Source organism: Bacillus sp. FSL R5-0659, from assembly GCF_038008785.1.
GTDB classification, from domain to species: Bacteria; Bacillota; Bacilli; order Bacillales; family Bacillaceae; genus Bacillus; species Bacillus safensis.
The window spans coordinates 1,738,785-1,763,149 of the sequence record NZ_JBBOZU010000001.1 but is presented as its reverse complement, the minus strand read 5'-3'; the positions used below and the strand labels follow the sequence as shown (position 1 = coordinate 1,763,149).

At 40.9% G+C, this 24,365-nt stretch carries 20 protein-coding genes; 19 read left to right on the top strand and 1 reads right to left on the bottom strand.

Translation table 11 applies throughout. The features are described from left to right. Positions 1-169: 169 nt before the first annotated feature. From NSQ72_RS08900 to NSQ72_RS08830, 15 genes are all read left to right on the top strand, one after another. On the top strand, positions 170-1,042 hold the full coding sequence (locus NSQ72_RS08900; RefSeq protein ID WP_341083843.1) for a LysR family transcriptional regulator: 873 nt from the start codon (positions 170-172) through the stop codon (positions 1,040-1,042). Between the two features lie 381 nt (positions 1,043-1,423). Next, positions 1,424-3,496: a BglG family transcription antiterminator gene (locus tag NSQ72_RS08895; RefSeq protein ID WP_341085016.1), complete on the top strand. Its 2,073-nt coding sequence runs from the start codon at positions 1,424-1,426 to the stop codon at positions 3,494-3,496. Positions 3,497-3,511: 15 nt separating this feature from the next. After that, entirely contained in the window at positions 3,512-3,778 is a 267-nt protein-coding gene (locus NSQ72_RS08890) for a PTS sugar transporter subunit IIB (protein ID WP_047203175.1), read from the top strand. A 25-nt stretch (positions 3,779-3,803) separates the two neighbouring features. Beyond that, positions 3,804-5,066, top strand: coding sequence for a PTS ascorbate transporter subunit IIC (locus NSQ72_RS08885; protein WP_341083841.1), 1,263 nt, complete (start codon positions 3,804-3,806; stop codon positions 5,064-5,066). A gap of 17 nt (positions 5,067-5,083) precedes the next feature. Next, positions 5,084-5,776, top strand: coding sequence for a D-allulose 6-phosphate 3-epimerase (gene alsE / locus NSQ72_RS08880; RefSeq protein ID WP_144490453.1), 693 nt, complete (start codon positions 5,084-5,086; stop codon positions 5,774-5,776). A 185-nt stretch (positions 5,777-5,961) separates the two neighbouring features. After that, on the top strand, positions 5,962-7,002 hold the full coding sequence (locus tag NSQ72_RS08875) for a LacI family DNA-binding transcriptional regulator (protein WP_039179034.1): 1,041 nt from the start codon (positions 5,962-5,964) through the stop codon (positions 7,000-7,002). Between the two features lie 218 nt (positions 7,003-7,220). Continuing rightward, complete coding sequence (locus NSQ72_RS08870; RefSeq protein ID WP_039179031.1) at positions 7,221-8,477, top strand: ABC transporter substrate-binding protein; 1,257 nt, start codon at positions 7,221-7,223, stop codon at positions 8,475-8,477. Positions 8,478-8,507: 30 nt separating this feature from the next. After that, positions 8,508-9,440: a carbohydrate ABC transporter permease gene (locus NSQ72_RS08865; RefSeq protein WP_039183131.1), complete on the top strand. Its 933-nt coding sequence runs from the start codon at positions 8,508-8,510 to the stop codon at positions 9,438-9,440. After that, positions 9,440-10,270 (top strand): carbohydrate ABC transporter permease, encoded by an 831-nt coding sequence (locus NSQ72_RS08860; protein ID WP_151284333.1) that lies wholly within the window; start codon positions 9,440-9,442, stop codon positions 10,268-10,270. Before NSQ72_RS08865 ends, NSQ72_RS08860 begins: the two co-directional genes overlap by 1 nt. Positions 10,271-10,301: 31 nt before the next feature. Next, positions 10,302-11,633 (top strand): alpha-glucosidase/alpha-galactosidase, encoded by a 1,332-nt coding sequence (locus tag NSQ72_RS08855; protein ID WP_341083839.1) that lies wholly within the window; start codon positions 10,302-10,304, stop codon positions 11,631-11,633. 314 nt (positions 11,634-11,947) lie between these two features. After that, positions 11,948-13,408 carry a CoA-acylating methylmalonate-semialdehyde dehydrogenase gene (locus NSQ72_RS08850; RefSeq protein ID WP_341083838.1) on the top strand — a complete coding sequence of 487 codons (1,461 nt, stop codon included), beginning with the start codon at positions 11,948-11,950 and terminating at the stop codon, positions 13,406-13,408. Between the two features lie 210 nt (positions 13,409-13,618). Beyond that, positions 13,619-15,160, top strand: a complete 1,542-nt coding sequence (locus NSQ72_RS08845; protein WP_260776001.1) for a glycoside hydrolase family 43 protein — start codon at positions 13,619-13,621, stop codon at positions 15,158-15,160. 35 nt (positions 15,161-15,195) lie between these two features. Next, positions 15,196-16,461, top strand: a complete 1,266-nt coding sequence (locus NSQ72_RS08840) for a glucuronoxylanase (protein WP_039179020.1) — start codon at positions 15,196-15,198, stop codon at positions 16,459-16,461. A gap of 140 nt (positions 16,462-16,601) precedes the next feature. After that, a complete protein-coding gene (locus NSQ72_RS08835) occupies positions 16,602-17,309 on the top strand; it encodes a response regulator transcription factor (RefSeq protein ID WP_047203160.1) in 708 nt (235 codons plus the stop codon). A gap of 2 nt (positions 17,310-17,311) precedes the next feature. Continuing rightward, positions 17,312-18,715 carry a sensor histidine kinase gene (locus NSQ72_RS08830; protein ID WP_341083835.1) on the top strand — a complete coding sequence of 468 codons (1,404 nt, stop codon included), beginning with the start codon at positions 17,312-17,314 and terminating at the stop codon, positions 18,713-18,715. A gap of 60 nt (positions 18,716-18,775) precedes the next feature. On the opposite strand, the gene NSQ72_RS08825 is transcribed toward NSQ72_RS08830, so the two are convergent. After that, positions 18,776-19,084, bottom strand: a complete 309-nt coding sequence (locus tag NSQ72_RS08825) for a DUF4870 domain-containing protein (RefSeq protein ID WP_039179010.1) — start codon at positions 19,082-19,084, stop codon at positions 18,776-18,778. Between the two features lie 343 nt (positions 19,085-19,427). Here NSQ72_RS08825 and NSQ72_RS08820 point away from each other — a divergent pair, with 343 nt between their 5' ends. The 4 genes from NSQ72_RS08820 to NSQ72_RS08805 all read left to right on the top strand — a co-directional run bounded on the left by NSQ72_RS08820 (position 19,428) and on the right by NSQ72_RS08805 (position 24,337). Further along, complete coding sequence (locus tag NSQ72_RS08820) at positions 19,428-20,270, top strand: PRD domain-containing protein (protein ID WP_039179007.1); 843 nt, start codon at positions 19,428-19,430, stop codon at positions 20,268-20,270. Between the two features lie 118 nt (positions 20,271-20,388). Continuing rightward, positions 20,389-22,290: a beta-glucoside-specific PTS transporter subunit IIABC gene (locus tag NSQ72_RS08815; protein ID WP_268464504.1), complete on the top strand. Its 1,902-nt coding sequence runs from the start codon at positions 20,389-20,391 to the stop codon at positions 22,288-22,290. 24 nt (positions 22,291-22,314) lie between these two features. Then, a complete protein-coding gene (locus tag NSQ72_RS08810; RefSeq protein WP_180272412.1) occupies positions 22,315-23,778 on the top strand; it encodes a glycoside hydrolase family 1 protein in 1,464 nt (487 codons plus the stop codon). A gap of 157 nt (positions 23,779-23,935) precedes the next feature. Next, the gene (locus NSQ72_RS08805; protein WP_341083833.1) at positions 23,936-24,337 is read left to right on the top strand and encodes a MerR family transcriptional regulator; all 402 of its coding nucleotides are present in this window, start codon (positions 23,936-23,938) and stop codon (positions 24,335-24,337) included. The last annotated feature ends 28 nt before the right edge of the window (positions 24,338-24,365 follow it).

The following is a 24,365-nucleotide window of genomic DNA, read 5'->3' as shown; positions in this document are numbered from 1 at the left end:
AGGGGGACTCTTTAAGAGTCCCTCTTACCTATTTTGATATGCTCTCTGCATGTAAATCAGTACATATACTTCGTGTTATAAGGTTCGTGTAGGATGTACAAAATAAAGTATTATTCAATTTAACAAGAACACATCTATAATTATAATAAACTTAGAAAGGATGACCACTATGGATGAAAAAGATTGGATTTTACTTGATATCCTTTACAATGAACAAAATTTAACAAAAACAGCGGAAAGGTTGTATACATCTCAGCCCTCAATTACTTATAGATTAAATAAGATTGAGGAAGTTTTTGAGATTAAATTGTTTAACAAAAGACATAAGGGCATTACCTTTACTGTTGAGGGAGAGCATTTAGTTTTCTATGCACGAAGAATGTTAAAGGAACTGCAGGATACCAAGGATGAAATCGTTAACTTAGGTAAAGAGGTACAGGGACACTTAAGACTTGGCGTTTCCAGCAATTTCGCACAATATAAGCTCCCTAAATTACTTAGAGATTTTTCCAACATGTATCCCAATGTTCAATTTAATGTGCAAACTGGATGGAGCACTGATGTCATGAAGTTATTAGATGCAGGTATTGTACAAGTTGGAATAATTAGAGGAGACCATCGATGGAAAGGAGAGAAGGAGAGGCTTACAAAGGAAAAATTACTAATCATCTCTAGAGATCCCATTAATATAGGACAGCTTCCTTTGTTACCATTTATAAAATATCAGACTGATAATTCTTTAAAGACTATTCTCGATGATTGGATGTACGACAATCTAGTCCTGCAGCCAAACATAGCTATGGAAGTTGACCGACATGAGACATGCAAAGAAATGGTAAAGCAAGGGCTTGGGTACTCAATAGCACCCGAGATTTGCTTAAGAAATTCAGATAAACTATATACAATGGAAATATATGATACTAAGAAAAAGCCATTAACTAGAGATACTTGGCTCATGTATGATCAGAAATCTACAGAGACTAAAACGGTTAAAGCATTTATTGAATTCCTAAGAGGAGAACAAGTTTTATCTGTATTATGACATCATTTTTGTATTTGTTCTTAAAAGACATTCTTTTTTTGAAATCGCATTCACTCAATGCAACGGTAAAGTCATAGATACCACTCCATGAATTACTTGCAAGGCATGGGCAGTAGCCAAGGGAAAAGAAATCAAAAGATGATAAGAAGTGAAAAAACCTTGACTGGCTTTATATCATTCAAGGTTTTTTGAGTTTATTGGTCCTCAAACACTTAAAAAAAGACAAAAAACTCTTTGCCTGAAAGCACACTCAAATTGTGTGTTTTTCTTATGAAAAGAACACACAATCGCTGCACAGCACGTGCTGAAGACATTTGGACTTCTTTGATGCATGTGAGTTGATTAGACTTATAAGCAAAGAGAAGAAAGGAGGAATTCCAACTGTACTTAACCAAAAGGGGCACGACTTTACTATCTATGCTGCTTCACACGACATCTTATCTATCAATAGAAGATTTACAGAATCGGATGAAAGTCTCGACTCGAACCGTTTACGCTGAAATCAAACGAATGAACAGCTGGCTGGAAACTCATCAGCTTAGTGGTGTGCAGCGAAAAGGTCAACTTGGCTATTATTTAAATCCTCTGGAAAAAGAAATCATTATTCAAAAAGCTGATACCATTCTTGTTGGTCACGATTATGAACCATGTAAAAAGGAACGAAGGGCTATCTTGCTTTTATCCATAGCATGCAGTGAGCATTGCCTAAGAATTGATGATTTCATGAAGATGACAAAGGTGAGCCGAAATACATTGCTCGAGGATATGAAACAGCTAAAAGAGGCGCTTTCAAAGCAGGAGATCACACTCCGCTATCAGGCAGCAAGCGGCTATGTGATTTCAGGAGACGAAAGGGCCATTCGATTGGCACTCAAACCTTATATACATTTCATTCGCACAATGATAAAAAACGAAAAAACGTTTCCGTCATTTTGGTTAAAGGGACCTATTTCGTCCAAACGGGTACACCATCTCCTCCAGCAGTCAGAACAAGAACTTAAGCTTGAATTTGCAGATGAGATGCTGGATCAGCTCTCTTTGGATCTCTTTTTCTACTTCAAGCGGATGAAGCTAGGGCATGCTGTACACATTTCAAACGAAGAAAAGCGAACATTGCAGGAAACAGAGGAATGCTTGGCGGCTATTCGTTTCATGGCGCAGATTCAAAAAGAGGCCAGTCTCATTGTTCATGATGATGAGATCTATTTTCTTAGCACCTTATGGCTCAGTGCCAAAAAACAAAAACTTCCATCAATTAAAAAACCAGAAGAACATCTCATTCGCACCATCGCTAGACAAATGATATTTGACTTTCAGCGATATGCTTGTATTTCCTTTCAAGAACCAAAAGCATTGGAGCAAAACTTAACCATGCATTTAATTCCAGCTTATTACAGGCTCATCTATCACATTGGTATAATCAACGAACTGACGGAGTCTATAAAAAAAGCACAGCCAGAAGTATTTGAAATCACTCAAAAAGTTGCCTGCCATTTAGAAAAGGCGGCCTGTTCAAAGTTGAGTGACCATGAAGTTGCATATCTCACCATGCATTTTGGCAGTTGGATGAGAAGAGAAGGAATTTCATCCATTGTTAAGCGTTCTGTATACATTGTCTGCGGAGAAGGAATCGGCACAAGTAACATGCTGAAAACTCAGCTCCTCGAATTAATCGGCTACATCGAAGTACGCGGGCTGTTATCAAAGCGTGCATATGAAGAATTAGCAGCCGTTGATGCAGATTTCGTTGTGTCCACAACACCTATTTCTTTTAAAGGAAAACCAGTTCATCTCGTTCATCCTATTTTAACTGCCTATGAGAAAAAAACATTACTTCAATACGGGAAAGTCTTAGAAACGAAGGTTGACGAGCAGCATGTAAACGCTTTATTCAACATCATTCAGCAGCATACCATCGTACAAAATAAACAAGCACTGCTTCGTGACATTCAGGAGTTGCTTCATCCCACATATGTATCCTATCAGAAAGGGTGGAACCCAGTGTTAAACGATTTATTAACAGAACAAACCATCAAGCTCCACCAAACAGCAGACACATGGCAAGAGGCGATTACAAAAGCGGCGCAGCCTTTACTTGACCAAAATGCCATTGAATCAAGTTATATAGAAGCCATGATTCAGTCTGTTCATCGAAATGGTCCTTATATTGTGATTGCACCACAAGTGGCCATTCCACATGCAAGGCCCGAGGATGGCGTGAACAAATTGAGCATGACACTCATGTCATTCAAACAGCCCATTTCGTTTTCAAAGGATGGCAAAAAGCAGGTGCGGCTCGTCATTGTGTTAGCCGCTATTGACAGCATGAGCCACTTGAAAGCACTCAAACAGCTGACCATGCTATTAAGTGAAGAGAAACGGACGAAACAATTGATTGAAGCAGAAGATTTAGCATCGGTTCAAGAATTAATTGATCAATTTTCACAAGTATAAAGGGGGAAAAAGAGAATGAAAAAAATTCTAGTTGTATGTGGAAACGGGTTAGGAAGCAGCTTTATTGTAGAAATGAATGTCAAAAAAGCATTAGAAGAATTAGGTCTTATAGCTGAAGTGGATCATACCGATCTCAGTACAAGTAAAAATGAACAAGCAGATCTTTATATCGGGGCAGCTGATATTATTGACCAGCTGAATGACGGCACAAGAAATGTGGCTGGCTTAAATAATTTGTTAGACCAGAAAGCCATTAAGGACGTCCTTCGTCAACACATTTAAGTCATGAAAAAGGGGGATTCACATCATGATAGAACTGATCATGAACGATATATTGGGCACACCTGCCATTCTCATCGGTTTATTTGCTCTAGCCGGTTTACTTTTGCAGAAAAAATCAGCCGCAGATACTGTGTCAGGCACCTTGAAAACAACCATGGGCTTTTTAATATTAGGGGCGGGCGCTACAGTCGTCTCTGATTCACTCGGGGTTTTTCGAAAGATGTTTGAAGCAGCCTTTCACATTCAAGGGGTTGTGCCAAATACAGATGCTATGGCCGCCATTGCTCAAAAGGAATTCGGTACACAGACAGCACTCATTATGATTTTTGGCATGCTGGTCAATTTGTTACTTGCAAGAGTCACACCCTTTAAATACGTCTTTTTGACTGGGCATCACACGTTGTATATGGCGGCTATGCTCGCCGTCGTTCTTTCGACAGCCGGTATGCACGGGTGGCTGCTCATCTCAACTGGTTCAATGATATTAGGGGCAGCTATGGTCATTGCACCCGCAATCCTTCAGCCGTTTACGAGGAAAGTCACCGGAAGCAATGATCTCGCGCTCGGACACTTCAGTACTTTCGGTTATTTTACTGCGGTAATGATCGGCAAATGGGTTGGTTCTCCTGAAAAATCAACGGAAACCATTCAAGTGCCTAAATCACTCGGTTTTCTAAGAGATACATCTGTTGCCATTTCGATTACGATGGCTTTGCTGTTCTTTGCGATTGCACCGTTTGCAGGAATTCCTTTTATAGAACAAATTAGCGGGGGCACGAACTTCGCTGTCTTCATTCTCATTCAGGCGATTACGTTTGCTGCTGGTGTGTACATTATTTTAGCAGGGGTACGGATGGCCATTGGCGAGATCGTGCCTGCTTTCAAGGGGATTGCCGATCGATTCGTGAAGGGAGCAAAGCCGGCACTTGATGCGCCAACCGTTTTTCCATTTGCGCCAAATGCGGTCATTATTGGTTTTTTATGCAGCTTTGCAGGAGGCATCGTATCCATTTTTCTTTTACCTTTGTTTGGTTTAACTGTCATTGTCCCTGGTCTTGTCCCGCACTTTTTTTGCGGTGCTACAGCAGGAGTGTATGGCAATGCAACAGGAGGGGTAGGAGGTGCTGTCGCTGGGTCCTTTGTAAATGGGTTGCTTCTTTCCTTTTTACCTGCTTGTTTATTACCTGTGCTCGGAACCCTCGGCTTTGAAGGGACAACGTTTGGAGATACAGACTTTGGTATCATCGGAATCTTAATTGGATTGATCAAGTTTTTATTTCAGCTGTAAAAAGGAGGAGACTGAGATTGACAGCCACTTTTTCACCTTCATTGATGTGCATGGATCTCACGCACTTCCGTGAACAAATTCATTTTCTCAACACGAGAGCAGACCGGTACCATGTCGATGTGATGGATGGGCATTATGTGAAGAATTTGACGTTATCACCCTTTTTCATTGAACAGCTTCGGAAACTGACAAATTTACCGATTGATGTTCATCTAATGGCTGAACACCCCCAGGAATTTTTAATCGATGCATGTATTGATGCAGGCGCAACGATGATTTGTTTACACCCAGAAGTCGTGCAGAAAGATGCCTTTCGAATCATACGGCATATTCACCAAAGAAAATGTGAGGTTGGCTTTGTTTTAAACCCCGTCACACCAGTTGCAGCATTAGAGTCCTTTATTCATTTAATAGACCGAGTGACGATCATGACGATCGATCCAGGCTTTGCCGGACAGCCATTTATTAAAGAAATGCTTCAGAAAATTAAACAGGTGAAAGATATCAAAAAACACGGAGGATACTCGTTTTCAATTGAAGTAGACGGCTCTTGTAATGAGAGCACGTTCCGGCTGCTTGCTGAGGCTGGAAATGAGATCTACATCATCGGCACCTCAGGTTTATTTGGACTTCATAAACAACTCGACACTGCTTGGGAAACAATGAAGCAAATATTTTCAAAAGAAACAGCTTCAATCGAATCGCGTTAGTAAAAGAGAGGATGAAACCCATCCTCTTTTTTACGCAATTTTTACTAAAATGATATTTACTCACCAAAACTTACCCAAAAACAAAATAAAAATCGCAAATCTATAATTGAAAGCGCTTTATTAATATGTTATCCTTCAAATATCTTTAGTAAATATTTAGTCAAATAACGATGAGGAGTTTGCCTATGACCACACTCAAAGATATTGCTCATGATGCAAAAGTGTCCGTTTCCACTGTATCCCGTGTGTTAAATGGCGATCAAACACTTGCCGTTTCACATGCAACGAGACAAAACATCCTCGACATTGCTAAGAAGTTAAACTATACCCCAGTGAGAGCAAGAAAAGCCGATCAAGCAGAAGAAAAAAACCCATCTGAATCCCCAGTCATCGGTATCGTTGTCGCTCAATCCATTGACGAAGAATTAAATGATCCCTTTTTTTCATCGATTCGAAAAGGAATTGAAAAAGAATATGCCAAACAAGGCCTGTCTACTCTCCATACCTTTCGCCTAAGAAGCATGGATAAAGGGGCGATGCTAAAGGATATTGACGGCTTGATTGTCATTGGACGAATCAGCCCCGATACGGTTGAAAAAATGACAAATCGAATGGAACACATTGTTTTTATCAATCATTATGCGGATGAAGATTTGTATGATTGTGTACATGTGGATTTTGTCAGAGCGGCAGATCGCGCCATTCGTCATCTGCAATCACTCGGTTATACACATCTAGGCTATATTGGCGGGAAAGAGCGGGAGCATTATTTCGAAGGCAACGCTGTGATTGAGGACGAAAGACAAACGACGTTTATGAAAAGAATGCAGGAGGCGGGCGCTCTTCATATGGAAGACATCCACATTGGTGAATATTCCATGCAAGAAGGCTATTCGCTTATGCAGCAAGCTATCAAAAAAGGAAAACTGCCGCAGGCCTTTTTCATTGGAAGTGACTCTATGGCCATCGGGGCAATGCGCGCTCTCCATGAAGCCGGTCTACACGTTCCTTCAGATGTATCCATTGTTGGATTTAATGACATTGAAGCCGCATCATTTTCAAGCCCGCCGCTTACGACTGTCAAAGTATATACAGAAGAAATGGGGGAAGTCGGTCTGAAGCTTTTGCTTGAGAGAATAAACGGAAGAAAACTTCCTCTAAAAGTCGTCGTGCCAACAACACTCATCGAGCGAGGCAGTACATGTCTCATCCATGAAAGGGGGTGAACCATCGATTTCAGCAAACAAAAAAGAGACAAAAAAGCAGAAAACAAGCTGCTTAGCATGATGGCCAGATCATGATAAGAACAAGGCAGCCTGCCGGTATGCTCTCTTATCTCTTTGAAAAGAATAGAATTCCAGTATAATGGACTTCTTTTGTTTCCGCAACTGCATGAATTCTACCGATTATCGTCTGAATTTTCAGTGATCAAAAGGAGGAAACCATGAATAAAAAAATCATGCTGCTGATTGCAGCCATTTTCTTGACCATGATTTTGTCTGCTTGCGGGAATAACGGTTCTTCTGAAGCAAATGGAAAGGTCACCTTGACGCTATTTTCAACGATGAGCAACAGCGGGGAAAGAAAAGCGTTTGAAGAAGTGATTCGTGAGTTTGAAAAGGAGCATCAACACATTCGAATCGATGCCAATTTCCCAGGCAACAGCTATGAAGATATGATCCGTGTCAAAATGGGGGCAAACGATATGCCAGACCTTTTTGATACACATGGCTGGGCCAAACTGCGCTATAGCGAGTATGTGGCAGATTTAAAAGAGATGGATTGGGTCAAACAGCTTGATCCTTCACTCGACCAGATTTTAAAGGACCAAGATGGCAAAGTGTACGCCTATCCGCTGAATCAAGCAAAAGACGGGCTTAGCTTTAATGCCAATCTATTAAATGAATATGGGATCGAAGCCCCTAAAACACTTGATGAATTAAAATCGGCTTTGCTGACAGTGAAAGAAAAAAGCAAAGGAGATGTTGTGCCGCTCTGGATACCAGGAGGAGATAACTCAAATATTGCCCAAGTCTTTGATGAGCTGGCGACGCCTTTATTAATCACCGATCAAAAACATCAATACGGAAAGGAACTTGAAAACGGATCATTTGATTGGTCTCTCTATACACCGCTTGCACAATTCATGAAAGATCTGAAAGATCAAGACCTTTTAAACAAAGATGTCCTGACAGCGAAACTCTCTCAAGCACCGGAACTCATGGCTCAAAACAAAATCGCCTTCACCTTTGTCGGAGGATCATTAGGACCTGAAGCAACAGAGCTGAATCCATCGATCAAAGTAGGCACGATGCCTGTTCCAGCCATTCATGAAGGAGATAAACAAAGCTGGATTGGCGGAGAACGGTTTACTGTCGCTGCTTGGAAGGATTCTAAGCATCTAAAAGAAGCAAAGCAATTCATCGATTTTTTAGCAAAGCCTGAAAACGCCAAAAAAATCGCAGAGGGCACATCCTCTGAAACAGCTCTAAAACAAGTGAAAGCGAAAAACTATTACTCTACATTTTACGATCAATACGAACAGGTGAAGATTGAACCGTATTTCGATCGAAAATACTTACCAAGCGGAATGTGGGCGGTCATGGCAACAACGGGTCAAGAATTATTAGCAGGCTCGATCACACCAGAACAGTTGTCAAAGAAAATGGAAGAGGAGTATAAACGTCTGAAAAAACAATAGCCGATGGATGCTGAAACAGGAGTGAAGCCAATGAATGACATCACAAAAGCAAAGCAGCCAGCCGCATTCACCTCTTTACCAAAACAAAAGATACAAAAACGCCAGAATTCATCACTTTGGTGGATGTACATGCCAGCTGTTCTCGTCGTCAGTACCTTTATCATTTATCCTTTTTTGAACGGCATTCAGCTTTCTTTTACGAATTGGAACGGTTTCTCACAAACTTATCAATGGATTGGTCTTGAGCAATATGAGCGGCTGCTTCAGGATCAAGCGACATGGCTTGTTGTCAAAAACACGCTTCTCTACGGAATTGGGAGCACCATTTTACAAAATATCATCGGACTTGGATATGCGCTCTTATTAAATCAAAGCTTAAAGATGAAAGCCATCACAAGAACGGTCATCTATTTACCTGTCATGATCAGCCCAATTGCGATGGGCTATATTTGGTATTTTGTGTTTGCTTACCAAGGCGGTGCCTTAAATGATGTGGTGACGCTTTTTGGATTTGATCAAATAAATGCGCTCGGCAACCCGCAATTCAACACATGGATCATTGTGCTTGTCAACACCTATCAATTCGTCGGGATTGCGATGATCATTTATTTAGCAGGACTTCAAAGTATCCCTAAGGATTATTACGAAGCGGCACAATTAGACGGCGCATCGAGCTTTCAACAATTCAGGCGGATTACATTGCCGCTGCTTATGCCGTCGATCACCATTAATGTTGTGCTGAATGTCATTGGCGGGCTCAAGCTCTTTGATGTCATTGTGGCACTCACGGGCGGCGGACCTGGAGATTCCTCGCAATCCATGTCGACCTTTATGTATGATCTGTATTTCAAACGTCAGGATGCAGGCTATGCAGCGACGCAAGGGGTGTTCATGGCGGTCATCATCCTTATCATTAGTGTCGCAGCGCTGATTTATTTCAAACGAAAGGAGACCGAGGTGTGATGGATAACGCCTATAAACGCAAGAAAAGATGGTACTCCTTCCTCGCACTATTGATTACATTGCTACACCTCATTCCATTTTATATTTTGGTGACGACTTCATTAAAGGGGATAGGAGATTTTAGTTCAAAATGGCTGTTTCCGAAAGCGCTGCACCTTGAAAACTTCCGCACAGCATGGACAGAGGCTCAGCTTGGCCAGTCCTTTTTGAATACAGTGATCATTACGTTCAGCTCCGCTGTATTGCTCATTATATTTGGATCTCTTGCAGCCTATCCGCTCGCAAGAAGGAACACCAAGCTGAATAAAGCAGTCTATGTTTTATTTATTGCCATTATGGTCATTCCGCCGCTCACAGCCCTTGTCCCTCTCTATAAAATGGTCGTTCAAATCGGGATGATGAACACCTATCAAATTGCTATTTTAAATAATGTGGCTGCTTTTTTGCCGCTGACGATTTTCTTATACGCGGGCTTTATCCGGTCGACCATTCCAAAGGAGCTTGAAGAAGCTGCCCGTATTGATGGAGCAGGGACACTCAGAGTTTTTTTCACTGTCGTTTTTCCGCTTCTAAAGCCCATTACCGCTTCTGTATTAATCATTGCCTGCGTGTATATTTGGAACGACTATCAATTTGCTATCTTCTTTTTGCAAGATAAAGAGATGCATACACTCACGGTCGCCTTATCCCATTTTTTTGGTCAAAATCAGCATCAGCTCCAGCTCGTTGGTGCAGCTGCCCTCATTGCGATGCTGCCAATGGTTACGATGTTTTTACTTTTACAAAAATATTTTATCGCAGGGCTTTCTCAAGGCTCTGTCAAAGGCTAGCCCAATATGGATGTAAAAAGGAGAGTCGTCTATGTCTAAAATTACATTTATCGGTGCAGGGAGTACTGTGTTTGCTAAGAATATATTAGGAGATTGTTTGTTTGTTCCCGCCCTTGAAGGCTTTGAATTCGCATTATATGATATTGACCTCAACCGGCTGAAAGAATCAGAAACGATGCTACGGCATTTAAAAGCAAATTACGGTGCAAATGTGACCATCCAGTCCTATCAAAACCGGAAAGAAGCCTTACAGGATGCGAAATATGTCATCAATGCCATCCAAGTTGGAGGCTATCGGCCAAGTACAATCATTGATTTTGAAATACCTAAAAAATATGGATTAAGACAAACGATTGCAGATACGGTAGGGATCGGCGGTATCTTCCGTTCCCTTCGAACGATTCCTGTCATGCTTGACTTTGCAAAGGATATGGAAGAGGTTTGCCCTAGTGCTTTATTGTTAAATTACACAAACCCTATGGCCACATTGACAGGTGCAATGCTGCGTTATACTCAGGTTCAAACAGTTGGTCTTTGTCATAGTGTGCAAGTGTGTACAAAGGACCTATTTGAATCTCTTGAAATGGATCATGAAGGCATTGAAGAAAAAATCGCAGGCATTAACCATATGGCATGGTTATTAGAGGTAAAACGGGATGGTAAAGACCTGTATCCAGAAATCAAAAGACGAGCAAAAGAAAAGCAGCAATCGCGGCATCATGATATGGTTCGTTTTGAACTAATGGATAAATTCGGCTATTATGTCACAGAATCCTCAGAGCACAATGCCGAATACCATCCATATTTCATCAAATCACAGTACCCAGAACTAATCGGTCAGTTTAACATTCCGCTTGATGAATACCCGAGACGCTGCGAGGAACAAATCAACAATTGGAATACAATGAAGCATGACCTTATAGGAAACACACAGATCACACATACCCGCTCTAAAGAATATGGTTCCCGGATCATTGAAGCGATCGAAACGAACGTTCCCTTTAAATTTGGCGGAAATGTTCTGAACACTGGCGGGCTCATTGATAACCTGCCTAAAAAAGCCTGTGTAGAAGTACCATGTGTGGCAGATCGAAGCGGCATCATGCCATGCTATGTCGGAGAGATACCTGAACAATTGGCTGGACTCAATCGAACGAACATCAGCTCACAGCTGATGACCATTGAAGCAGCAATCAGCGGTAAAAAAGAACACATTTATCAAGCGGCTTTACTGGATCCACACACAAGCGCTGAACTATCAATTGATGACACCATTAAATTATGTGATGAACTCATTGAAGCACATGGAGAGATGCTGCCAAATTATATAGAACCAAATCAATATGCCGCATCAACCAAATAATATCAATGAACCAGCCTCTACCTGATGCACAGCGCATCAGGTTTTTCTTATGAAGCAAAAAGAAGATTGACTGAGGGCCATTTTCATATTATGATTTTTCTGAAGTTAACCAACAGTTAACCAAAAATACATCATGAATTTTTGGCATTCTCGTGTCATATGTCACAAACAAACCAGATGATCACAACGTAAACCAAAACTGCCGTTTGATTTGACAAAGAGTGTATACAGATGAATGCCAGTTAGATGAGACAATGACGATACATACACACCCTTAAAGCATGACATTCTTTAACAAAGAGGAGAGAGGGAACATGACCAAAACAGATGTACAAACGTTGAAAAATTATATTGGCGGACAATGGATTGAGGCAGAAACAAGTCAAACAGAGGCAGTGTATAACCCTGCTACTGGCGAAATCATCGCGGAAGTGCCGCTTTCAACAAAAACAGATGTTGAACGTGCGGTACAAGCAGCACAGGAAGCGTTTACTACTTGGTCTAAAACGGCTGTTCCCCGACGTGCACGCATTTTATTTAAATACCAGCAGTTACTCGTTGAGAACTGGGATGAGCTGGCTGAACTCGTAACGATTGAAAACGGAAAAAGTGTAACAGAAGCAAAAGGAGAAGTGCAGCGCGGGATTGAATGTGTGGAATTTGCTGCGGGCGCACCGACGTTAATGATGGGAAAACAGCTGCCAGATATTGCGACTGGACTTGAATCAGGCATGTACCGCTATCCAATTGGCGTCATCGGCGGCATTACGCCATTTAACTTTCCAATGATGGTTCCATGCTGGATGTTCCCGCTTGCCATTGCCTGCGGAAATACGTTTGTTTTAAAACCTTCAGAACGAACTCCTATTCTTGCGGCACGGTTAGCTGAGCTGTTTGAAGAAGCGGGTATTCCAAAAGGTGTTCTCAACATTGTTAATGGAGCTCATGATGTCGTCAACGGCCTGCTTGAACATCAAAAGGTCAAAGCCATATCATTTGTCGGCTCTCAGCCAGTCGCTGAATATGTCTATAAAAAAGGAACGGAGCATGGCAAACGTGTCCAAGCTCTTGCAGGGGCAAAGAATCACTCTATTGTCCTCAAAGATGCGGATTTAGATGCGGCAACGAAACAAATCATCGGGGCTGCCTTCGGATCAGCAGGAGAGCGCTGCATGGCCGCAGCCGTTGTCGCAGTGGAAGAAGAAGTGGCTGATGAGTTGATTCAAAAATTAGTGGATGAATCAAACGAGCTCGTCATTGGAAACGGAATTAATGAAGAGGTCTTTCTTGGGCCAGTCATTCGAAAGGAACATAAAGAACGAACACTTCAATACATCCAGTCAGGGATTGAAGAAGGAGCAAGCCTCATTCGTGATGGCCGGCAAGACCACGAAACAAATGGAGAAGGGTATTTCGTCGGACCGACGATCTTTGATCATGTCACAAATCAAATGAAAATTTGGCAGGACGAGATTTTCGCCCCAGTCTTATCAATTGTCCGTGTTTCTTCATTAGCAGAAGCCATCGACCTGTCCAATCAATCAAAATTTGCGAATGGTGCCTGCCTGTATACGGACAGCGCATCAAGCATAAGAGAATTTCGCGAAAACATCGAAGCGGGCATGCTCGGTGTAAACATCGGTGTACCCGCACCAATGGCATTCTTCCCGTTTTCCGGCTGGAAGGATTCTTTCTACGGAGACTTGCATGCCAATGGAACAGACGGAGTGGAGTTTTACACAAGAAAGAAAATGGTCACCGCTCGTTATATGTGATCATAAGAAGAAAAAATGCAGCTCCCCATAGGAGACTGCATTTTTTTGTTGTCTTCTAGTCAAAAAGTAAGGGTTTTCAATGTGATTCCAGCAAGGATTTACACTAGAAATCATTCTTTATATTCATTCTTCATCAGTACCTATCAACATATTTTGAAATTGGGCCTAAACCCCAATATTAGGAAGATGAAAACAGGAGGAAATGAAACGATGAGGACGAGGATGAAGTGCGGCGTTGGTTTATTGATTCTTGCTTTGGTACTGAGCTTTTTACCGGTATATGATGCGAGTGCGGCAAGCACAACAATTGCAAAACGTGTAGGAAATGCCAACCCGCTCATAGACCACCACTTGGGCGCTGATCCATTTGCGCTCACCTATAACGGAAGAGTGTACATTTATATGTCGAGTGATGACTATGAATATCACAGCAACGGAACGATTAAGGATAATTCTTTTGCCAATTTGAATAGGGTCTTTGTCATCTCTTCAGCAGATATGGTGAACTGGACAGATCATGGCGCGATTCCAGTAGCTGGGGCAAATGGAGCAAATGGCGGCAAAGGAATTGCCAAATGGGCAGGTGCTTCCTGGGCTCCATCAGCAGCGGTGAAAAAAATCAATGGGAAGGATAAATTTTTCCTTTATTTCGCGAACAGCGGCGGAGGGATTGGCGTTCTGACAGCAGACTCCCCCATCGGTCCATGGACAGATCCTATCGGAAAAGCACTCGTCACGCCAAATACACCAGGGATGGCTGGAGTTGTATGGCTTTTTGATCCTGCCGTTTTTGTAGATGATGACGGCACTGGTTATCTATATGCCGGGGGAGGTGTTCCAGGCGGTTCTAATCCAACGCAGGGACAATGGGCGAATCCTAAAACAGCAAGAGTTCTAAAACTAGGACCTGATATGACAAGTGTGGTAGGCAGCGCATCAACCATTGATGCTCCTTTTATGTTTGAAGATTCGGGGATGCATAAGTATAACGGAACCTATTACTATTCCTATTGCATCAACTTTGGCGGCTCCCACCCAGCAGATAAACCACCTGGTGAGATCGGTTATATGACGAGCTCAAGTCCGATGGGTCCCTTTACGTATAGAGGGCACTTCCTGAAAAATCCGGGTGCATTTTTCGGGGGAGGCGGTAATAACCATCATGCTGTGTTCAATTTTAAAAACGAGTGGTATGTCGTGTATCATACCCAAACGGTCAGCTCTGCTTTATACGGATCAGGAAAAGGCTACAGATCTCCGCATATTAATAAACTTGTGCATAATGCTGACGGCTCCCTTCGAGAAGTCGCAGCCAATTTTGAAGGGGTTAAACAGCTTTCCAACCTGAATCCTTATCAGCGTGTAGAAGCTGAAACATTCGCATGGAATGGACGCATTTTGACAGAGGCATCTTCAGCTCCAGGCGGACCGGTCAATAACCAGCATGTCACAAACATTCAAAACGGAGATTGGGTGGCTGCCAGTAACGTCGATTTCGGATCAAACGGTGCGAGAACATTTAAAGCCAATGTAGCATCAAATGCAGGCGGGAAAATAGAAGTACGCCTCGGAAGTCCTGACGGCAGACTCGTCGGAACACTGAATGTCCCTTCCACAGGGGGAGCAAATAACTGGCGAGAAGTAGAAACGGCAGTAAACGGAGCAGCAGGCGTACACAACGTATTTTTTGTTTTTACTGGAACAGGTGCAAACCTATTTCAATTTGATTCCTGGCAGTTTACTCAAAGGTAACGAAGAAAGACAAGATGATAGGAGAGTGGAAGAATTTGATGTCAATGATCAAAAAACCAATCTGCACTTTATTGATCTGCTTCACCATGCTGTCTGTCATGTTCATCGGACCTGGCGTGACTGAGGTTTCAGCAGCAGATGCCAATATTAATATCAATGCGGAAAGACAAGTGATTCGCGGCTTTGGCGGAATGAACCATCCGGCTTGGATTGGTGATTTGACCGCACCTCAAAGGGAAACCGCCTTTGGCAATGGGCAGAATCAATTAGGATTTTCCATTCTAAGAATTTTTGTAGATGAGAACAGAAATAATTGGCACAGAGAGGTCGCTACTGCCAAAAGAGCAATAGAGCATGGAGCTTTGGTGATCGCTTCACCTTGGAATCCTCCAAGCAATATGGTAGAGACCTTCAACCGGAATGGTACATCTGCAAAGCGACTCAGATACAATCAATACGCCGCATATGCTCAGCATCTGAACGATTTTGTGACGTATATGAAAAATAATGGCGTCAATCTCTATGCTATATCTGTACAAAATGAGCCCGATTATGCACACGAATGGACATGGTGGACTCCTCAGGAAATCCTGCGTTTCATGAGAGAAAATGCTGGCTCCATTAATGCTCGCGTGATCGCACCAGAATCCTTTCAATACCTTAAAAATATATCAGATCCTATCCTAAACGATCCGCAGGCGCTTGGAAACATGGACATTCTCGGAGCCCATTTGTACGGAACCCAAATCAGTCAGCTTCCGTATCCTCTTTTCAAACAAAAGGGAGGGGGAAAGGAGCTTTGGATGACAGAGGTCTACTACCCGAATAGCGATAACAATTCAGCGGACCGCTGGCCTGAAGCATTAGGAGTTTCAGAGCATATTCACCATTCGATGGTTGAAGGGGACTTTCAGGCATATGTTTGGTGGTACATCCGCAGATCCTACGGCCCTATGAAAGAAGATGGTCTAATCAGCAAACGCGGTTACAACATGGCGCATTTCTCCAAGTTTGTACGCCCAGGATACATCAGAATTGATGCAACGAAAAGTCCTGAACCGAATGTTTTCGTATCAGCCTATAAAGGAAACAATCAGGTCGTCATTGTCGCGATTAACAAAAACAATACAGGAGTCAATCAGCACTTTGTGATGCAAAACGGAACTGCTTCACAAGCGTCAAGATGGATCACAAGCAGCAACAGCAACCTTCAGCCTGGTACAGACTTAAATATATCAGGTAATCAATTTTGGGCTCATCTCCCGGCTCAAAGTGTGACAACATTTGTGGTCAAACGCTAAAATGAATTGAATCACCAAAAGCCAATTTTCTCATTTCAAAAGAAAATTGGCTTTTTTTATGCAAATAGGAAGTTGATTTTTTCACTATGTACTTACATTGGGTATAATAATGGCAATGACTTCAGGAGAGTGATCAATGTATGCCAAAGCTTCAAAGCAAAGTATTAATGATCGATGACGAAAAAGAAATCTTGGAATTAATCAACACTGTATTAACAAGAGAAGGCATTGATCGCGTCATCACTGCATCAACTGCCCGTGATGGGCTTGCAAAATTTCATCAAGAACAACCCGATCTTGTCATACTTGATATTATGCTGCCAGACGGTGAAGGCTATGATATTTGCAGACAAATCAGAGAGACCTCCCATGTTCCGATTATCTTTTTATCAGCAAAGGGAGAAGAATCCGACAAAATTGTAGGACTTGCCATCGGCGGAGATGACTACATTACAAAACCATTCAGTCCAAAGGAAGTCGCCTACCGGGTGAAAGCGCAGCTGAGAAGGATCTCATACTTGCAGTCAACTCAAGCCGATCCCGTGATCAAAAAAGGGCCGTTTGAGTTAAACGAGCAGCAAGCAGAACTGACTAAAAATGGAGCGGTCATTGAGCTCACGCCGAAAGAGCTTCTGCTGATGACCTACTTCTTGCAGCATCCGAACCGCGTCATCAGTAAAGAAACGCTTTATCAAACCGTTTGGGGGGAAGACTTCTTCGGTTCTGACAATACGGTAATGGTTCACATCCGAAGACTACGGGAAAAAATAGAGGATTCCCCGTCAACACCAGAGTTTCTCGTCACCGTCAAAGGGCTTGGTTATAAATTTGTTGTAAAGGATGCGTAAAGATGAAATGGCGATTAACAGGCAGGTATATGGTCTCTGTCATTATCGTGACCATTATCACGGTCTTTATCAACTTATTCGGATTTATGATTTGGCTCGTACTTCAGGCAAACAGCCAGCATAACGAGGAAAATACGCCCGAAACCTTCACAAGATCATTTGAACAATACGTCTCTTTTTCTGATCAAGGCATTACCGTAAACAAAGAAGGGCAGAAAGCCTTAAAACAACAGAATGCATGGATTCAAATTTTAGACGAAAATGGCCAAAACGTGTATCATGCGCTGGCACCTAAAGGATTAAAGAACAAATATACACCGATAGAAATCGTGAACTTACATAAATATAAAGATAAGCAATTATTATCGACCATTTATGCTGGCGGAAAAAAAGTAAAGGGCAAAGAATACAGCTACTTTATCGGATTTAAAGACCCTTCCATCGGAAAGTACCTATTCTCGTTTGACACGAAGGACTTAGTAACAAGATTCAATATCGGGACGATGATTTTATTATCAATTGATGCCATCATAGCGTTACTCATTGGTTACTTATTCAGCCGGCAGCTCACAAAACCGCTTGCCCGTGCCATTCATAGCATCCAGCGGCTGGCAAACGGCGATTACACGACAAATCTGCCTGCTAAAGGAATTTATAAAGATGTCTTCTATAATGTCAATCACTTATCAGAGCAGCTCGCTTCAAGCAAAAAAGAAAAAGACAAACTAGAGCAAATGCGGGAAGAATGGATCAGCCATATTTCTCATGATATTAAAACGCCGCTAGCTTCTATTCAAGGCTATGCAGAAATCATGAAAGACCAAAAGTATCCTCTTTCAAACCAGGACATTAGACATTACGCGGGCATCATTGAGAATAAATCATTGTATATCAAAGATGTCATGGAGGATCTGAATTTAACAACAAGGCTGAAAAATAACGGCGTCATGCTAAATAAAGAGCTGGTCAACATTGTGTCACTGTTGCGGGAAACGTTAATTGATATTTTAAACGATTCAAGATATGCCGATCAGACGATTGAGCTTCAAACGAATGAAGACAAGCTCATGCTGAATATTGATAAAATCCTCATTCGAAGAGCGGTCACCAATCTGATTTTAAATGCCCTCGTTCACAATGATCCTGATGTGACGATTATTGTACAGCTTGAACAAAAAGAAAGAACCCATATTACGATTCAAGACAACGGCAGAGGAATAGAAGAGGCAGAGCTGGAAAAAGTGTTTGACCGCTATTACAGAGGGACGAATACAGGAGTTTCGCATGCAGGCTCTGGTCTTGGGATGGCTATTGCAAAGGATATTATCGTCAAGCACGGCGGGGATATCACGATCCGTAGCAGTGTAGGAAAAGGAACAACAATTGACATCCAACTACCAGCATGAAAACATACAAAAAAAAAAAACGGTTCTGATCAACAACAGAACCGTTTTTTCATCTATTATTTATTCTGAAAACACTTTGATGCCTTTCACAATGTTCCAAATGAAGAAGTAGATAGCAACAAGGAATGTTACTGCATATGTCGCAATTAAGAAAGGCCCCGCATGGCTGATATCTTTCATACCAAGTAAACCTGAACCAAGGATGCCAATACCAAAAATCAAATAAGGAATAATATGCGTCCATAATGATTTTTTCGCATGATATTTCACGTCGTCCTGACCTAAGAAATAGACGATAATTGGGAACAAAAATGGTGCAAAAAAGATACTAAAGTAACATAATGAAGACAAGATTTTATTTTCTCTCAAAACGTTTCACCTCTATGATTTATTCACTACAAACCCATTGTACTACCTGAACCTTAACCTGTATTAATCCGAACCTTACAGCAACCTTAAACTTATTTACCTTTTAAAATAATTTATAAACGACATACTATAATATAGGTATTTAAATCTATCTTACCGAAAAAAATAGTTGACTTTGGTTTATCCTGTGTTTACAATAAAGTCGTAACCGATGCAGGAGTGTTACTGATATCATCAGGCACCACCAAGTCAGGTAAACATGTTGTACATTTGTACGTTGTTTGCTGAGATTTTGGTGTTTTTTTATGCTTTTTTTAGCAGTTTTAGGTAAGGTGGGATGAAGATGTTCACCGTCGTTAAAGTTTTAAACAATAATATCGTATTAGCTCTAACAGACACGCAAAATGAAGTAGTTGTTTTTGGTACAGGAATAGGCTTTAAGAAGAAAAAAGGTGATACTCTTGATGAGAGCGCTGTCAGTAAGACATTTTATTCTGATCAGACGTCTCCATTAGAATCTCAACTTGCCGCTATCCCAACTGATATCCTTTTATTAACTGAAAAAATCATTCATATGGGCGAAGAGATGTTGAATAAAAAATTAGGTTCCAGCATGCTGTTTTCGCTATCTGATCATCTTACCTTTTCAATTCAAAGGCATCAAGAAAAAATGGAATATGAAAACCCTATCGTATGGGAAATTCCACATCTATATTTTCAAGAATATCAAATTGGGAAAAAAGCACTTAAAATTATTCAAAAAATGATGGGGGTTACCTTTGAAGATACAGAAGCTTCACTTATTGCCCTTCATTTTGTAAACGCTCAAATAGATGGTCAGTCTATGGGAGATACGATCAAAATGACCCATCTCACGAAGGAAATCGTTAAGATTATTCAAAACATTTTCGAGATGGTATTAGATAAATCATCGATAGATTATTCGAGGTTTATCACTCATTTGAGATATTTTATTGTCAGACAAGAAACAAATCAACCGCCTCAGCAGATGGATGATTCATTAAAAGAATTAATTCAGGATCGTTATATGAAGAGCTATGCATGCGGTTTGATTATTAAAGAAATGTTAAAGCGTGAATTTAATTGGAATGTCACAGAAGACGAACTTGTTTTTCTAGTCATTCATATTGAAAGAATCACAAAGAAACATCAACAGAATACATGATTTCTTTTAGGCGTGTTATGAAAAAGCATTAACCTAAACAAATCTCCATTTAGAAGAATGGTCTTTCTAATGGTGGATTTTGTTTAGGTTTTTTTTGTGAAAATGAAGGGGTGAAGACATGAACAACAAAGAATTGGCGCAAGAAATTATCAAATTAATCGGCGGAACAGGCAATATATCTCAAAGCTGGCATTGTATTACGAGGCTGAGATTTAATATCAACGATGAAAAACAGGTAAAAGTAGATGAACTGAAAACAGTAGATGGAGTGCTCGGAGCGCAATTCCAAAGCGGACAATTCCAAGTCATTATTGGAGCAAAAGTTGCAGAAGTCTATGAGGAAATAGACCATCTGATTGGTGACAGCAGCAATGATTCTTCTCCTGCTAAAAATACGTCAAAGATGAATCCAATCGAAGTCGTATTCGATGTCATTAGCGGAATTTTCACACCGATTTTGCCGGCGATTGTTGGTAGTGGATTGATTAAAGGGATCATGGCTTTGTTCGTTAGTTTAGGCTGGCTGACGGAAAAAAGCTCTACCTATGCTGTACTACAAATCTTTTCAAATGCTGTCTTTTACTTTTTACCTTTCCTCATTGCTTATTCTGCAGCGAAGAAATTTAAAACACGAGAATCTCTCGCGATGGCACTCGCTGGGATTTTATTGTATCCCACGATGGTGGAAGGGGCAGCAAAAGGAGCAGACCCACTTAGTTTTTTAGGATTGAGTATTCCATTAAATAATTATACTTCTTCCGTTTTACCGATTATTTTAGGAGTACTGCTGCTTAGCTTTATCGATAAGTGGATAACGAAAGTCATTCCAAAATCCTTAAGCATCGTATTTACACCGGTACTGAGCTTAATGATCACAGCGCCTCTTACACTAGCTTTCATAGCGCCTATTGGAAACGTTTTCGGGCAGTATTTAGAGATCTTTTTCACTTCTTTATTCCATTTTGCTGGACCGATTGCAGGTTTATTAATGGGAGGCCTCATGCCTTTAATTGTGCTAACTGGGATGCATTACGCATTCTTCCCAAGCACGTTTGCCAGCTTTGAAAAAGTTGGATACGATGTCATGCTGCTTCCGATGAACTTTATTGCCAATATGGCACAAGCAGGCGCCGTTTTAGGAGTCATCATTCGCACAAAACGAGTAGAAACAAGGTCTTTAGCATTATCAACATTGCTTCCGAGTTTCTTTGGTATCACAGAACCAGCCATTTATGGAGTCACACTGAGATTGAAAAAGCCTTTCTATGCTTCATTAATTGGCGGCGCAGTTGGCGGATGTTTTTATGGTTTATTTTCAGTCAAAACGACAGCATTTTCAATTCCAGGTATTACATCTCTGCCAACCTACATTATGAAAGGCACAAACAATTTCCAGCTCGCTTTAATTGGAATAGCGCTGAGCTTTTTGGTCTCACTGCTTGTCACTATGTTCCTTGGTTTTAAAGAACCTGCCACAAAAGAAGAAGGTCAGCCGCTAAAACAAGGAAAGTCATCTAAAGATTCAGAGAATGCAGTCAATCAACAAGCTGCCAGACAAGTAAATCCTTATAAAGTACAAGCACCTATAACTGGTCAGGTCGTTCCTTTATCTGAAGTCAATGATGCCGTTTTCTCAAGCGAAATGATGGGCAAGGGAGTAGCGATTATGCCTGATAAGGGGGTGGTACAAGCACCGTTTTCCGGAAAAGTAGTGACCGTTACACCTACTAAACATGCAATAGGTTTGGTTTCAGATGATGGGATTGAATTATTAATACATGTAGGGATTGATACCGTCAGCCTAAATGGTCAATTCTTTGAGGTATTGGTGGAAGAAGGAGATGAAATCAACATCGGGGATCATTTATTATCATTTGATATAGAAGGAATTCAATCAAAAGAATTAAATGTTGTGACACCTATTATCGTCACTAATTCCTCGAAGTACCTAGCTGTCATCCATACAGGTGACTCTTATGTCAACGCAGGAGAAAATAAACTCTTAATGCTCATTCATTAATCATAAATAGAAGGGATGATTGAAATGAAAGAATTAAAAAAAGGTTTTTCAGATAATTTCCTATGGGGTGGCGCAACAGCTGCCAATCAAATAGAGGGCGCATATTTAGAAGGCGGGAAAGGGCTGTCAACTTCAGACTACGCGGCATATAAAGATCCCTATGCACAAGGAAAAGTAAACAACTTTACATTCGATGTTAGTTCAGCTGAACTAAACAAATACAAGGAAAATCCTGATGCATTTGATTTCCCAAAAAGACGCGGAATTGATTTTTATCATCGTTATGAAGAAGATATCGCACTGTTTGCAGAAATGGGATTTAAAGTCTTTCGTTTGTCCATCTCATGGGCAAGAATCTTTCCAACAGGTTTAGAGGACAAGCCGAACGAAGAAGGATTGGCTTTTTACGATAAAGTATTTGATGAATGTGCGAAATATGGAATTGAACCGCTAGTAACAATGTCTCATTATGAAATGCCGATTACTTTAACAGAGAAATATAATGGATGGATGAGTAGAGAGCTTGTCCCATTGTTCGAAAAATACGCACGTGCGATTTTAGAAAGATATAAAAACAAAGTGAAATATTGGATTACATTTAATGAAATGAATATGAACCTCAATAGTCTTTATACAGGTGCTGGCATTTTAGAGGATTTAGTAGACCATAAATTACAGGCTGCTTACCAAGCATCTCACCATCAATTTGTGGCAAGTGCATTAACAGTGAAGGCAGCGAAGGAAATCATTCCAGATGTCCAAATTGGCTGTATGATTAACCAAATCGAAGCCTATGCAAAAACAACAAAACCAGAGGATCAGCTGCAGGCAGTCAAATCGAATCAATTGAATATGTTCTATCCTGATGTTCAAGCTAGAGGCGAATATCCAACATACATGGTGAAATATTTTGCTGATAATCAAATCAAGCTGGATATTGAAGAGCAGGATGAACAAATTTTGAAAGAGGGCACTGTTGACTTTGTTGCAATCAGCTACTATATGTCACACGTAGCAGAAGCGCGTGAAGATGCCGCTGAGCTAGCGGGTACGTTTGACAGCCCGATTAAAAATGAACACTTGGAATTATCACAATGGGATTGGCCGATCGATCCAATGGGTCTGCGCATTTCATTAATTAAACTGTATGACAGATACCAAAAGCCTTTATTTGTTTGTGAAAATGGACTTGGCGCAAGAGATACATTGACACAAGATGGAAAAATCCACGATGATTATCGAATTGATTATTTGAAAAAACATATTGAACAGATGAAAGAAGCAGTAAAAGAAGGTGTTGACTTAATGGGATACACACCTTGGGGCTGTATTGACTTAATCAGCTGCGGAACATCTCAAATGACTAAACGCTATGGTTTGATCTATGTGGATCAAGACGACCTAGGAAATGGTACACTGAATCGTTACCGGAAAGACTCATTTTTCTGGTACAAAAATGTAATTGCATCAAATGGAGAAGACCTATAAAAGCAGATTGAATGATGAAAAACACCATCTCAGGGCGCCTTAACCGGCTGCATGCGATGGTGTTTTATTTTTCACGAAAACATCTCTTGACCTTGAAGTATAGTTCAACCTTTATAATGTAATTATAGTAAAACAAAATCACAAAAAAGGAGTAACAATGGAGTTGATGACTAGAGGTGAACTGGCCAAACAAACTGGAATAAGCCCTGCCGCAATTCGTTACTATGAAGAACACAACATTTTATCTGTCCCGAGACGCCGTTCGAACGGTTATAGACTATACACAGAAGATTATATTGTGAAAATTCAATTGATCAAAGATGCCAAGTCATTAGGTTATTCACTAAAGGAAATAAAAGAAATATTGGAAATGCTGAGTCAAGACATAGAACTAGATACTTTAAAAAGAATTGTAAAACATAAACATGAAGAAATTGAAAAGAAAATCAAAAGCCTGCGCCTCATTCAAGACCTTTTATCTAACTTATTAAAGACTCCTGAGAAAGAAGTACAAGTGTATCTCAAATCATTTCGTGTGATGAATGAGGATGACGAATAAACATATCTGCTTAAAGGAGAGAAAATAC